The 12787-nt window shown below is 68.7% G+C and carries 14 protein-coding genes; 7 read left to right on the top strand and 7 right to left on the bottom strand.

Annotated features, from left to right (window positions below; all coding sequences use genetic code 11):
- The first annotated feature begins 77 nt into the window (after window positions 1-77).
- Window positions 78-1118, top strand: a complete 1041-nt coding sequence (gene recA, locus EV193_RS14180) for a recombinase RecA (RefSeq protein ID WP_130344578.1) — start codon at window positions 78-80, stop codon at window positions 1116-1118.
- Window positions 1119-1250: 132 nt separating this feature from the next.
- The gene (locus EV193_RS14185) at window positions 1251-1727 is read left to right on the top strand and encodes a regulatory protein RecX (protein WP_242613421.1); all 477 of its coding nucleotides are present in this window, start codon (window positions 1251-1253) and stop codon (window positions 1725-1727) included.
- 4 nt (window positions 1728-1731) lie between these two features.
- Here the strand turns inward: EV193_RS14185 and EV193_RS14190 are convergent, their stop codons facing one another.
- Window positions 1732-2277: a barstar family protein gene (locus EV193_RS14190; RefSeq protein ID WP_130344580.1), complete on the bottom strand. Its 546-nt coding sequence runs from the start codon at window positions 2275-2277 to the stop codon at window positions 1732-1734.
- Window positions 2278-2342: 65 nt separating this feature from the next.
- Window positions 2343-3008, bottom strand: coding sequence for a GNAT family N-acetyltransferase (locus EV193_RS14195; RefSeq protein WP_242613376.1), 666 nt, complete (start codon window positions 3006-3008; stop codon window positions 2343-2345).
- A gap of 253 nt (window positions 3009-3261) precedes the next feature.
- Between EV193_RS14195 and EV193_RS14200 the strand changes: the two genes are divergently transcribed.
- From EV193_RS14200 to EV193_RS14220, 5 genes are read left to right on the top strand one after another with little or no spacing between them, the layout of a single operon-like run.
- Window positions 3262-3552, top strand: a complete 291-nt coding sequence (locus tag EV193_RS14200) for a hypothetical protein (RefSeq protein WP_130344581.1) — start codon at window positions 3262-3264, stop codon at window positions 3550-3552.
- Between the two features lie 54 nt (window positions 3553-3606).
- The gene (locus tag EV193_RS14205; RefSeq protein ID WP_130344582.1) at window positions 3607-4401 is read left to right on the top strand and encodes a hypothetical protein; all 795 of its coding nucleotides are present in this window, start codon (window positions 3607-3609) and stop codon (window positions 4399-4401) included.
- A gap of 40 nt (window positions 4402-4441) precedes the next feature.
- Window positions 4442-6343 (top strand): fumarate reductase/succinate dehydrogenase flavoprotein subunit, encoded by a 1902-nt coding sequence (locus tag EV193_RS14210; RefSeq protein ID WP_130344583.1) that lies wholly within the window; start codon window positions 4442-4444, stop codon window positions 6341-6343.
- Window positions 6344-6345: 2 nt separating this feature from the next.
- Window positions 6346-7092, top strand: coding sequence for a succinate dehydrogenase/fumarate reductase iron-sulfur subunit (locus tag EV193_RS14215; protein ID WP_130344917.1), 747 nt, complete (start codon window positions 6346-6348; stop codon window positions 7090-7092).
- The gene (locus EV193_RS14220; RefSeq protein ID WP_130344584.1) at window positions 7062-7715 is read left to right on the top strand and encodes a SecDF P1 head subdomain-containing protein; all 654 of its coding nucleotides are present in this window, start codon (window positions 7062-7064) and stop codon (window positions 7713-7715) included. Before EV193_RS14215 ends, EV193_RS14220 begins: the two co-directional genes overlap by 31 nt.
- 5 nt (window positions 7716-7720) lie before the next feature.
- Here the strand turns inward: EV193_RS14220 and EV193_RS14225 are convergent, their stop codons facing one another.
- The 5 genes from EV193_RS14225 to EV193_RS14245 form a co-directional block, all read right to left on the bottom strand.
- Window positions 7721-8692, bottom strand: a complete 972-nt coding sequence (locus EV193_RS14225) for a zinc-binding dehydrogenase (RefSeq protein ID WP_130344585.1) — start codon at window positions 8690-8692, stop codon at window positions 7721-7723.
- Window positions 8693-8788: 96 nt separating this feature from the next.
- Window positions 8789-9781, bottom strand: coding sequence for an ABC transporter substrate-binding protein (locus EV193_RS14230; RefSeq protein WP_130344586.1), 993 nt, complete (start codon window positions 9779-9781; stop codon window positions 8789-8791).
- A 35-nt stretch (window positions 9782-9816) separates the two neighbouring features.
- The gene (locus tag EV193_RS14235; protein WP_242613422.1) at window positions 9817-10842 is read right to left on the bottom strand and encodes an ABC transporter permease; all 1026 of its coding nucleotides are present in this window, start codon (window positions 10840-10842) and stop codon (window positions 9817-9819) included.
- A gap of 17 nt (window positions 10843-10859) precedes the next feature.
- Window positions 10860-11636, bottom strand: coding sequence for an ATP-binding cassette domain-containing protein (locus tag EV193_RS14240; RefSeq protein ID WP_130344588.1), 777 nt, complete (start codon window positions 11634-11636; stop codon window positions 10860-10862).
- Window positions 11633-12610, bottom strand: coding sequence for a LacI family DNA-binding transcriptional regulator (locus tag EV193_RS14245; RefSeq protein WP_130344589.1), 978 nt, complete (start codon window positions 12608-12610; stop codon window positions 11633-11635). The genes EV193_RS14240 and EV193_RS14245 overlap by 4 nt, the downstream gene beginning before the upstream one ends.
- Window positions 12611-12787: the final 177 nt, after the last annotated feature.

Raw genomic sequence — 12787 nt, forward strand, 5'->3', positions numbered from 1 at the left:
AACGTCGGCCCGTGCCCGTAGCGTCGGCCACGACAACGACGACACACGTCAACCGCCAACCGAAGTGGATCGAAAAGATGGCACCAGCACCCGACAGGGACAAGGCGCTCGAACTCGCTCTCGCGCAGATCGACAAGCAGTTCGGCAAGGGTTCGGTGATGCGTCTCGGCGAAGAGGGGCGCGCGCCGATCGAGGTGATTCCCACCGGCGCCATCGCGCTCGACATCGCGTTGGGCATCGGCGGCCTGCCGCGCGGCCGCGTCGTGGAGATCTACGGCCCGGAGAGCAGCGGTAAGACCACGGTCGCCCTGCACGCGGTGGCCAACGCGCAGAAGGCCGGAGGCATCGCCGCGTTCATCGACGCGGAGCACGCACTGGACCCGGAGTACGCCAAGGCGCTCGGCGTCGACACCGATGCGTTGCTGGTGTCCCAGCCGGACACCGGCGAGCAGGCGCTGGAGATCGCGGACATGCTGATCCGCTCCGGCGCGCTGGACATCCTCGTGGTCGACTCCGTCGCCGCGCTCGTGCCCCGCGCCGAGATCGAGGGCGAGATGGGCGACAGCCACGTCGGCCTGCAGGCCCGGCTGATGAGCCAGGCGCTGCGCAAGATCGCCGGCGCGCTGAACAACTCCGGCACCACGGCGATCTTCATCAACCAGCTGCGCGAGAAGATCGGCGTCATGTTCGGCTCCCCGGAGACGACGACCGGCGGCAAGGCGCTGAAGTTCTACGCGTCGGTGCGTCTGGACGTCCGGCGCATCGAGACCCTCAAGGACGGCGGCGAGCCCGTCGGCAACCGCACCAGGGTCAAGGTGGTCAAGAACAAGGTGGCGCCTCCGTTCAAGCAGGCGGAGTTCGACATCCTGTACGGCCAGGGCGTCAGCCGCGAGGGCTCGCTGATCGACATGGGCGTGGATCAGGGCATCCTGCGCAAGTCCGGCGCCTGGTACACCTACGAGGGCGATCAGCTCGGCCAGGGCAAGGAGAACGCGCGGAAGTTCCTGCGCGACAACCCGGACGTCGCACTGGAGATCGAGAAGCGGATCAAGGACAAGCTCGGCATCGGCGCCACGCTGGACGCCGACGACAGCGCCCCGGCTCCGGTGGACTTCTGACGCTGGTTCGTGGTGGTTGTCGTGTCCGAACCAGGACGTACGCGTCGCGGGTCGGGCGGACCAGCCGGCAAGAAAGCCCAGGAAAAGGGCCAGACCGCCGCTCCGCCTGACCCGGCGCAACAGGCCAAAGACATCTGCTACCGGCTGCTCACAGTGCGCGCGCGGACGCGGCTGGAGCTCGAACAAGCGTTGCGGAGCAAGGGAATTCCTGACGATGTCGCGGAGTCGACGCTCGGCAAGTTCGACCGCGCCGGGCTGATCGACGACGCGTCGTTCGCCGAGACGTGGGTGCGCTCGCGGCACGAGTACCAAGGCCTCGGGCGGCGCGCGTTGAAGGCGGAGCTCAGGCGCAAGGGGGTCACCGACGACGTGGCCGCCGAGGCGGTCGACATGGTCGACGCCGACGCGGAGGAGGAGCGCGCCAGGGGATTGGTGCGCAAGAAGCTCCGCGCGATGGGTGCCGCCGACGAGCAGACGAAGGTGCGTCGGCTCGTGGGCATGCTGGCGCGCAAGGGATACAGCGAAGGGCTCTCGTTCCGGATCGTGCGCGAGGAGCTGTCGTACCTCGACCCGGAGACCACCCTGCTGGACGACACACTCATCGAGTGAGGTTCTACAGCGCCGAGCCGTTGCCGCGCCTGGAGTTCAGCCACTCCGTCGGGTTCCACGTGACCGGTGTGGCGCCGACCGGCGGCATCTCGAGCTGGGGGTCGTCGCTCTGGACGAGGCACATCATGCGATGGCCGATCAGCGCGCCGCCACGGGCGTTGTCGGCGAAGATGTCCAGCAGTGCGTGCGCGGTCTCCGGCTCCCGAGCGACGAACCTGTCGTAGCCGCGCAGGACGAGCACGAATCCGGTCATGCCGAGATCCGCGCCGTACCGGCCCGCGGTGACGTCACGCATGCAGTCGTTGAACGCGTCGAGATTGCGGCCGTAGTAGTCGGGAAAGTCCAGTGCCGCGGCCAGGTCCTGGTGCGCGTCCGCGTCGGTGTGCCAGGTCCCGGCGTGCACGGTGACGATCCGATAGCCGTGGTCGGTCAGCCATGCCGTCGTCGTCGCGAGCACTTCGCGGTCCCAGAACATGACGACGAACGACTCCCGCATGAGCATGAAGTCGATCGCCTGGCTGGGTTCGGCGTCGGGATCGAAGGAGGCCATGACCGACTAGCCTACCGCGCGCGGGTGGTCGAGAACTGTTGCGGCACAACCTGATCGTGTCGAGGTCAGCGCGGTGCCGTGAAGATCAGGATGTCCGCGTGCCGGATCCAGCCCAGCTTCGAGTACAGGTGCTGACCGTCCTGGCTGGCCACCAGCAGCCCGGTCACCGCGCCCAGGGTGACCGCCTCCGCGACCAGCGCGCTCATCACCACGCTGCCGAGACCGCGCCGCCGGTGCTCCTCCCTGGTCTCGATCCGGTCGGCCACCGCGTCCCACCCGTTCACGGCCATCACGCCCGCCGCGGCCGCGTCGCCACCGGACGGGTGCGTGACCCGCGCGGTGATCACCTGCCCGTCGACACCGGTCGCCACCGCGTACGGCGGCTGAGCCGCACTCCTCGGGTGGTCCGCGAGGTCGATCGACATCAGGTACTCGGTCGCACCGTGCGGCACCAACCCGGCGTCCTTGGCAATCAGCTTCACCGCCTCCGGCTCGGTCGTCGGAACCGTCAGCCAGTCGGGCTCGGCCGCGTCCGCGACGTCCTCGGCGAGCCGGCGAAGCGAGTCGGGATCGGAGTCCGCGTCCAGTACGAACGTCTCCCGGTGCCGGTCCGGCTTGCCGATCAGCACGTGCAGCCCGCCGCGCGACTCCTCGGCGACCGGCAGCCCACGCGACGGCCCCCATCCCGTCTGCCACCGGCGAATCAGGTCGGGCAGCGACTCGTCTCTCACCAGTTCAGCCAAGCACGCGGGCACGACGTCGGGTGCCACCAGCCAAGTGCCCGCGATATCCTGTGCGGGAGATCACAATCGACTCCTGCGCCACGTAATGGGGCGGTGACCCACGGCACGCCACCTTGTGGTACTTGTCACTGCACCGCCGATTGTGCACAGTCGGCGGGACGGCGGCGCCGAGGCCACCACCACCACCCCGGACAGGGCGCGGCGCCGTTACCCGGCGAACTGGCGTTACGGAGGGTGCCGCATGTCGACCACCGAGATCACGGAGCTGCAGCGGACCATCGGACAACTCCGCAGGTGTGTCGGCGCGCTGCGATCCCGTTACGGCGACGTGGCGGCCGTCCAGCGGCTGGCCAACGACGTCGAGCGGCTCGGCATCGACGCGGACGATCTCGGCGCCCAGCCGACCACGCCCGCGCCACGAGCGCAGGCCGCGGAGGAGGTCGTCGTCGTGCCGGACACGCCGTACGACCCGGATCTGTGGCGCGACGCCGACGACGAGGGCGTCGGCGGTCACCACAAGCACGGGCGCTGACTCCACCACGAGCCGCACCGCGCCCGAAACAGAAGGTTCCCGAACAGAGGACACATGACCACTGGCATCAACGCGCCGACCCGCGCGCGGATCTCCGCACGCACCCTTCGCACCGATCGCTGGTGGCTGCCGCCGCTGCTGACGGTGCTCGGGCTCGGCACCTTCGTGATCTACGCGACGTTCCGCGCGTTCATGGGCGACCACTACTGGGTCAACGACTACCACTACCTGACGCCGTTCTACTCGCCCTGCCTGAGCGACTCGTGCGCGCCGGGCTCGGCGCACTTCGGCGCCTGGTTCGGCGAGCTGCCCGGCTGGATCCCGCTCGGGTTCGTGGCGCTGCCGTTCCTGCTCGGCTTCCGGCTGACCTGCTACTACTACCGCAAGGCGTACTACCGCTCGGTGTGGCAGTCGCCGCCGGCCTGCGCGGTGGCCGAGCCGCACAAGAGCTACTCCGGTGAGACCAAGCTGCCGCTGATCGTGCAGAACGCGCACCGGTACTTCTTCTACGCCGCGCTGGTCGTGTCGGTCATCAACACCTACGACGCGATCCTGGCCTTCCACTCGCCGGACGGCTTCGGCTTCGGCCTGGGCAACATCGTCCTCACCGGCAACGTGATCATGCTCTGGGCGTACACGTTGTCCTGCCACTCGTGCCGGCACATCGCCGGCGGGCGGCTCAAGCACTTCTCCAAGCACCCGGTCCGGTATTGGTTCTGGACCAAGGTGTCCGCACTGAACACCAGGCACATGCAGCTCGCGTGGGTCACCTTGGGCACCTTGATGCTCACTGACCTGTACGTGTGGCTGGTGGCCAGCGGGGCGATCTCGGACCTTCGGTTCATCTGATCCGCCGAGACGCACCCGTACGAAGAATCGAGAGGAACTCATGACATCGGTCGAGCGGCACCCCTACGACGTCGTGGTGATCGGCGCCGGCGGTGCCGGACTGCGCGCGGTGATCGAGGCGCGGCAGCGTGGCCTGTCCGTCGCCGTGGTGTGCAAGTCGTTGTTCGGTAAGGCGCACACGGTGATGGCGGAGGGCGGCTGTGCCGCGTCCATGGGCAACGCCAACTCCAACGACAACTGGCAGGTGCACTTCCGCGACACCATGCGCGGCGGCAAGTTCCTGAACAACTGGCGCATGGCCGAGCTACACGCCAGAGAGGCTCCGGACCGCGTCTGGGAGTTGGAGACCTATGGCGCGCTGTTCGACCGCACCGCGGACGGCCGGATCAGCCAGCGCAACTTCGGCGGGCACACCTACCCGAGGTTGGCGCACGTCGGTGACCGCACCGGTCTGGAGCTGATCCGCACGATGCAGCAGAAGATCGTGTCGCTGCAGCAGGAGGACTTCAAGGAGCACGGCGACTACGAGGCGAAGATCAAGGTCTTCGCGGAGTGCACGATCACCGAGCTGATCAAAGATGGTGACCGGATCGCCGGCGCGTTCGGCTACTGGCGCGAGTCCGGGCGGTTCGTGCTGTTCGAGACACCGGCCGTGGTGCTGGCCACCGGCGGCATCGGCAAGTCGTTCAAGGTCACCTCGAACTCCTGGGAGTACACCGGAGACGGGCACGCGCTGGCCATGCGCGCGGGCGCGAGCCTGATCAACATGGAGTTCGTGCAGTTCCACCCGACCGGCATGGTGTGGCCGCCCAGTGTCAAGGGAATCCTTGTCACGGAAGGGGTTCGCGGCGACGGCGGAGTGCTCAAGAACTCCGAGGGCAAGCGGTTCATGTTCGACTACGTCCCCGAGGTCTTCAAGGGCCAGTACGCCGAGACCGAGGAGGAGGCCGACCGCTGGTACACCGATCCGGACAACAACCGGCGCACGCCCGACCTGCTGCCGCGTGACGAGGTCGCCCGCGCGATCAACGCGGAGGTGAAGGCGGGCCGCGGCTCGCCGCACGGCGGGGTGTTCCTGGACATCGCCAGCCGCATGCCGGCCGAGGAGATCAAGCGCCGGCTGCCGTCGATGTACCACCAGTTCAAGGAGCTGGCCGACGTCGACATCACCGCGGAGCCGATGGAGGTCGGACCGACCTGCCACTACGTGATGGGCGGCATCGAGGTCGACCCGGACACCGCGCAGTCCAGCGTTCCCGGGCTGTTCGCGGCCGGCGAGTGCTCTGGCGGAATGCACGGATCGAACCGGCTCGGTGGCAACTCGCTGTCCGACCTGCTCGTGTTCGGCCGGCGCGCCGGTCTGGGCGCGGCGTCCTATGTGGAGGGTCTGGCCGACCGGCCGGCGGTGCCCGAGTCCGATGTGGACAGTGCCGCGAAGGCCGCCGTCGCGCCGTTCGACGAGCCGAAGGACGCCGACGCGTCGGAGAATCCGTACACCCTGCACTCCGATCTGCAGCAGTCGATGAACGACCTGGTCGGGATCATCCGCAAGGCCGAGGAGATCGAGCAGGCGCTGGCCAAGCTCGAGGAGATCAAGGCACGGGTGCCCAACGTGACCGTCGAGGGCCACCGGCAGTTCAACCCCGGCTGGCACCTGGCACTGGACCTGCGCAACATGCTGCTGGTCAGCGAATGTGTCGCCAAGGCGGCGCTGCGGCGCACCGAGTCGCGCGGCGGGCACACCCGCGACGATCACCCGCAACTGGATTCGTTGTGGCGCAACAGGTTGCTGGAGTGCCGGGCCGAGGGTGAGGACGCGGCGGTGGTCGCCAAGGAGCAAATTCCCATGCGGCAGGACCTTTTCGAGCTGTTCGAGTACTCCGAGCTGGCCAAGTACTACTCCGAAGACGAGCTCGCCGGCCACCCCGGCGGGGAGGCGTGAGCATGGGATACGACGCGAAGTTCAAGGTCTGGCGCGGAGACGACGAGAAGGGCGAGCTGCGCGACTTCACCGTCGAGGTGAACGAGGGCGAGGTCGTGCTGGACATCATCCACCGGCTGCAGGCCACTCAGGCGCCTGATCTCGCGGTGCGCTGGAACTGCAAGGCCGGCAAGTGCGGCTCGTGCTCGGCGGAGATCAACGGCAAGCCGAGGCTGCTGTGCATGACCCGGATGTCGGTGTTCGAGGAGGGCGAGACGGTCACCGTCACGCCGCTGCGCGCGTTCCCGGTGATCCGCGATCTGGTGACCGACGTGTCGTACAACTACGAGAAGGCGCGCGAGATCCCGTCGTTCACGCCGCACGAGAACCTGGAGCCGGGCGAGTACCGGATGCAGCAGGTCGACGTGGAGCGGTCGCAGGAGTTCCGCAAGTGCATCGAGTGCTTCCTGTGCCAGAACACCTGCCACGTGGTGCGCGACCACGAGGACAACAAGAAGAGCTTCGCCGGACCGAGGTTCCTCATGCGCATCGCCGAGCTGGAGATGCACCCGCTGGACGTGGGCGAGCGCACCGACGCCGCGCAGGACGAGCACGGCCTCGGGTACTGCAACATCACCAAGTGCTGCACCGAGGTGTGCCCGGAAGGCATCAAGATCACCGACAACGCGCTGATCCCGATGAAGGAGCGGGTCGCCGACCGCAAGTACGATCCCTTGGTGTGGCTCGGAAACAAGCTCTTCCGGCGGTAATCGCCCTGCTGGCCGTCGTGTTGGCCGGCTGTACCAGCAAGACCGGCGGTGAGGCGGGGCCGTCCGCGTCGCCGACCGAGACGTCGCGGCCGGGCCCGGTCGTCTCGCCGGTGACGCTGGAGTTCCGCAAGGTCGTCGCCGAGGCGCCGGCGAACACGCCGGCGCCGCCCGGCACGGCCGGTACCGGGATCGCCGGCCGGCAGGCGACCGACCAGAACGTGCTCAGGGCAACGATGTCCACATTGGACTGCAAGGCCGAGGATCCGTTGCGCGGCAAGGACGATCCGAAGCTGCCACTGGTCACCTGCGATCACGACGGCGAGGTGCGCTACCTGCTCGACCCGTCCGCGCTGAGCAAGCCGGACGTGGACCGGGCCGAGGCCAAGGCGAACCCCAACGGCACGGGCTGGATCGTCGCGCTGAGCTTCACCAGCTCCGGCGCGACGAAGTGGGCGGACTTCACCACGAAGAACGTCCAGCAGCAGGTCGCCGTCGTGGTCGACACCAGGGTGATCTCCGCCCCGCAGATCCAGAGCCCGATCACCGGCGGCAACACCGAGATCACGGGCAACTTCACCGTGGACGAGGCACGGCGGCTCGCCGACGCGCTCAACGGCGACTGAGCCCCTCAGACCAGCAGCAGGGTCTTCCCGAGGACCTCGCGGGCCTCGATCGCGGAGTGGGCGTCCGCGGCCTTCTCCAGCGGAAAGGTCTGCCCGATCACCGGCTTGATCGTCCCGGCCGCCGCACCGGCGAGCGCCCGCGTCAGCAGCGAGGTGAGCCGTTCGGGGGAGACCTGCAACTCGGCGATGCCGCGCAGCCGGATCTCCCGGCGCCGCGCCTCGTCCGGGTCGATCGGGGCGAACCCGCCGCTCGGCGCGCCGTGCGCGGAGAACTGCCCGCCGCGCGCGGTGATCTCGAACGCGGCCGCGCCGATCGCACCGCCGACGCCGTCGAGCACGATGTCCGGCCCCTCACCGGTGGCGACAAGCACCCGCTCGATCCAGTCCGGCTCGGCGTAGTCGACCACGACGTCCGCACCGAGTTCGGTGAGTAGCTCCAGCTTGCGGCGGCCTCGGGCCGCGGCCACGACTCGGGCTCCGGCGGCGCGCGCGAGCTGCACCACCAGCACGGCCGCGGCCCCGGCGGCGCCGGTCAGCAGAACCTGGTCGCCGGGCCGCATTCCGGTGTCGTCGAACAATGTCAGCGCGGTCGGGCCGTCGTGCACCAGTGCCGCGGCGTCGTGCGTGGCGAGCCCGTCCGGAACCGGGACGAGCCCGTCGGCCGGAGCCAGTGCCAGCTCGGCGTACCCGCCCGCGCGGTCCGCCGTCGGCGTGGCGACCACGCGCCCGATCCAGTCGTCGGACACGCCCTCGCCGACCGCGCGCACGGTTCCGGCCACCCCGCCGCCGGGCAGGTACGGCGGTTCCATCCCGAACACGTCGCCCCACGCGCCGGCGCGGATCTGTGTCTCCACGAACAACACGTCCGCGGCGGCCACCTGGACCACGACCTGCCCCGGCCCGGCGACCGGATCCGGCACCTCGTTGGTCACCAACGTGTCCGGCCCGCCGAACCTGTCCACCCGCACAGCACGCATCCCTGATCACCCTCCGACTGGCCCCGACGTTCCCGTGGGGCCAGTCTTCAACCTCGACTTAGCTAGAGGTCAACTGAGAGGGTGATCACGGTCGGATCAGCACTGGTTCTTGTAGAAGTACTGCGCCTTGGAATCCATGTCCGCCTTGGTGATCGCGATCAGCGGCGCGTCCAGGTTGCGGGTGACCGGCTTGCCCTCGATCGCGGCGATCGCCTGCCGCACGCCCTGCTTGCCGATGGTCGCCGGGTCCTGCGCGATCAGCGCCTGGAAGTCACCGCTGCGCAGGCCGTTGACCTCCGACGGGCTGGCGTCGAAGCCGACCAGGTTGACCTTGCCGGTCTTTCCGGAGTTCTTCAGACCGGTCGACGCACCCTCACCGGTGTTCAGGTTGGTGGCGAAGACGCCGATCAGGTCCTTGTTCGCGGACAGCGCCGCGGTCACCTTGGCCGCCGCCTGCTCCGGCTCGTTGTCGGTGAACTGGATGCCGATCGATTTCAGGTTCGGCGTCTTGGCCAGCTCCTCGACGAAACCCTTCGCGCGGGCGCCGGTGGTCGACGTGCCGGCCTTGGTGTCCAGCACCAGCACCGAACCCGACTTGCCGCCCGCGAGCTGGGCCAGCGTGCGCGCGGCGAGCCGGCCGCCCTCGTCGTTGTTGGAGGTGATCGTGGACTGCGCGATCGTGGTGTCGGTCAGCGCCGTGTCCACCTCGATGATCTTCACGCCCATCTGCTTGAGCTGGCTGATCGGCGCGGCCATCGCGATGTCGTCGGTGGGCGCGATGAGCAGCCCGCCCGGCTTGTTGGCGCCCAGCGCGGTGACGATCGGCGTCTGCAGCGTGGCCTCGAACTTCTGCGGCGCCTGGGTCTGCAGTTGGTATCCGGCCGCGCGCGCCTCCGCCTCGGCGCCGCACTGCATGGAGATGTAGAACGGCTCGTTCTGCACGCCGGGCACCAGCGTCAGGTTCTTGCTCGCGGTGCCCGAGTTGCCCGAGTCGGTCTGCCCGACCTGTCCGCTGCCACACGCGGACAGCGCGCCGAGGGCGACGACGGCCGCGCCCATCGTGATCAGTTTGATCCGTTTACTCGTCATGACGAACTCCAAGGGGGAAGGGGATAGGTGTTGTGTCACAAGCGGTTGCGGGCGCGGCGGCGCTGCTGGTCGAACCAGACGGCGGCGATCAAGACCGCTCCGACCGCGATCATCTGCCAGAAGTCCTGCACGCCGACGATGTTGAATCCCTTCTTCAACACCGCCGGGATGAACACCCCGATCACCGTGCCCAGCACCGATCCGATGCCGCCGAACAGGCTGGTTCCGCCCATCACGACAGCGGCGATCGCATTGAGGTTGTCGGTCGCGTGCGCGGAGATCGTGGTCGAGCCGTAGTAGGCCAGCGACATGAACCCGGCGACTCCGGCCAGCAGGCCGGTGAGCAGGTACACCAAGGTCAGGTGTCGGGTGACGCCGATACCGGAACGGCGTGCCGCCTCCGCGTTGGAGCCGACGGCGTAGGTGTGCCGGCCGAATCGCGTGGTGTGCAGCAGCCACGCGGCGACCGCGGTGATCACCACGGCGACGAGCACCAGGTTCGGGATTCCGCCGAACGAGGTGCCGTAGCCGAGAGTGTTGCGCAACTCGGTGGGCACGGTGCGGATGTCCGATCCGTTGTTGATCAGACTGGCCGCGCCCAGTGCCGCGCCGAGGGTTCCGAGGGTGACGATCAGCGGCGGGATCTTGGCCACCGCGATCAGGAACCCGTTGAGGAAGCCCCACGCCGTGCCGCCCGCGATAGCGACGACGAGCCCGACGAGGATCACGTCCCAACCGGCGTTCAGCGCGTTTCCGTTGGGAGACATGGCTTCCATGGTCTTCGCCGACACCATGCCGGCGAAGATCAGTACCGAACCGACGGACAGGTCGATGCCGCCGGTGATGATCACGAACGTCATGCCGACCGCGAGCACGAGCAGCACGGCCGTCTCGATGAGCAGGGTCTGTGCGGTGAACACGGTGGGGAACGCGTCCGGCGCGAGCACGCTGAACACGATCACCAGGCCGAGCAGGACCAGCCCGATCCAGAACGTGTTCGCGGTCAGCAGTCGGGTGCGCAGGCTCTGCCGCTCGATGGTGTGCACGCCGTTGGTGTCCACTGTGGACTCATCGGTCGTCACGCGGCATCCTCCTGGGTGAGCGCGCCGGTCATGGCGCCGACGAGATCTTCGAGCGTCGCGTCCGCCGCGGTGAACCGGGCGACCCGCTTGCCGAGCCGCAGCACCTCGACCCGGTCGGCGACCGCCAGCACCTCGGGCATGTTGTGGCTGATCAGCACGACGGCCATGCCCTGGTCGCGGACCTTGCGGATCACGTTCAGCACGCGTTCGCGCTGCACCACACCGAGCGCGGCGGTCGGCTCGTCCATGAACACGACCTTGCTGGCCCACACGACCGAACGGGCCACCGCGACACTCTGCCGCTGCCCGCCGGACAGCGACCCGATCGGCACGTCGATGCTCTGCAGGGTCACGCCGAGTCTGGCGAACTCCTGCGACGCGCGTTTGCGCATGGCCCGTTTGTCGAGCATGCCGAGTCTGCCGAGGAAGCCGGGCAGCCGAAGCTCTCTGCCGAGGAACAGGTTCGCGGCCGGGTCCAGCTCCGGTGCGACGGCGAGATCCTGGTACACGGTCTCGATGCCGAGCTTGCGCGCCGCAGTGGGGGTGTCCATCCGCACGCGCTCGCCCTCGAAGAAGATCTCGCCGGAGTCCTGCTGCTCCACTCCGGACAGACACTTCACCAGTGTCGACTTGCCGGCGCCGTTGTCGCCGATCAGCGCGACCACCTCGCCGGCGCGCACCTCGAACGACGCGCCGCGCAGCGCCTCGACGGATCCGTAGCTCTTGGTCAGCTCGGACGCTTCCAGCAGCGGCTCGTTGGCCGTCTCGCTCACGGGGTCACCTCTCCTGATCCGCGGGGTACCAGTCGAACGGGCAGCACGATTCGTCGTGGCGGGCCGTCGTCGCCGTGCATGCGCGCGAACAGCAGCTTGGCGGCGGCCTGGCCGAGTGCGGTCGTCTCGTGCGACACCACGGACACCGGTGGCACGAGCAGGTCGGCCAGTTCGAAGTCGTCGAAACCGACGAGGGCCGGGCGGTCGGCGCGGCCGGCGAGGGCGCGCAGCGCGTGCACGGTGATCCTGTTGTTCCCGGTGATCAGCGCGGTGGCCTGCTCGGATAACAGTCGGCTGACCGCGTCGCCGACGCTGGGCGCGTCGTGCGGGCCCATCTTCACGAGTCGCTCGTCGTAGGTCAGGCCGGCCTCGACGCATCCTTCGCGGTAGCCGCGCAGCCGCTCGGCCGCGGTGAAGATGTCCGGCGCGTCGCCGACGAACCCGATCCGGCGATGGCCGTGCGCGGCGAGGTGGGTCACCGCCGCCTTGGTGCCGCCGAGGTTGTCCACCAGCACGGTGTCCACCACGACGTCGCCGGGTGGGCGGTCCACGAAGACCACGGGTGTGCCGGAGCGGATCTCCGGCATCAGGTATCCGTGCTCGGTGCCGGCGGGGACGATGATCAGCCCGTCCACCCGGCGCGCGCAGAACTCCAGTGCCATCTCGCGTTCGCGGGCGGCGTCCTCGTCGGAGGAGGAGGTGAGCACCCGGCGGCCGAACGTGCCGGCGACCTCCTCGACGGCGCGGGTCAGCCCGGAGTAGAACGGGTTTGCCACGTCCTCGAGGACGAGCCCGATCGTTCCGGTGGTGGTACCGCGCCGGAGGTGGGATGCTCCCACGTTGGGGCGGAAGCCGAGCTGATCGATGGCCGCGCGTACCCGCCCGGCGGTCTCCCCGCTGACCGCGGGCTCGTCGTTCACCACGCGTGACACGGTCTTGATGCTCACTCCGGCGAGGCGGGCGACGTCGCTCATGGTGGCCCGGCGTGGTTTGCCCGAGCTGGAGGGCGACAACGTTGTCATGATGGCCGGGATTCCACTACGCGCACCCGTTCGGTGTCAACTCATCAGCCGAACGAGGACTCCGCTCACTGTCCGTACCGCGTGATTCTGCGCTGGTACGTATGGATGAACCTCACTCACAGGTGTCAC

Source organism: Herbihabitans rhizosphaerae (genome assembly GCF_004216555.1).
GTDB classification, from domain to species: Bacteria; Actinomycetota; Actinomycetes; order Mycobacteriales; family Pseudonocardiaceae; genus Herbihabitans; species Herbihabitans rhizosphaerae.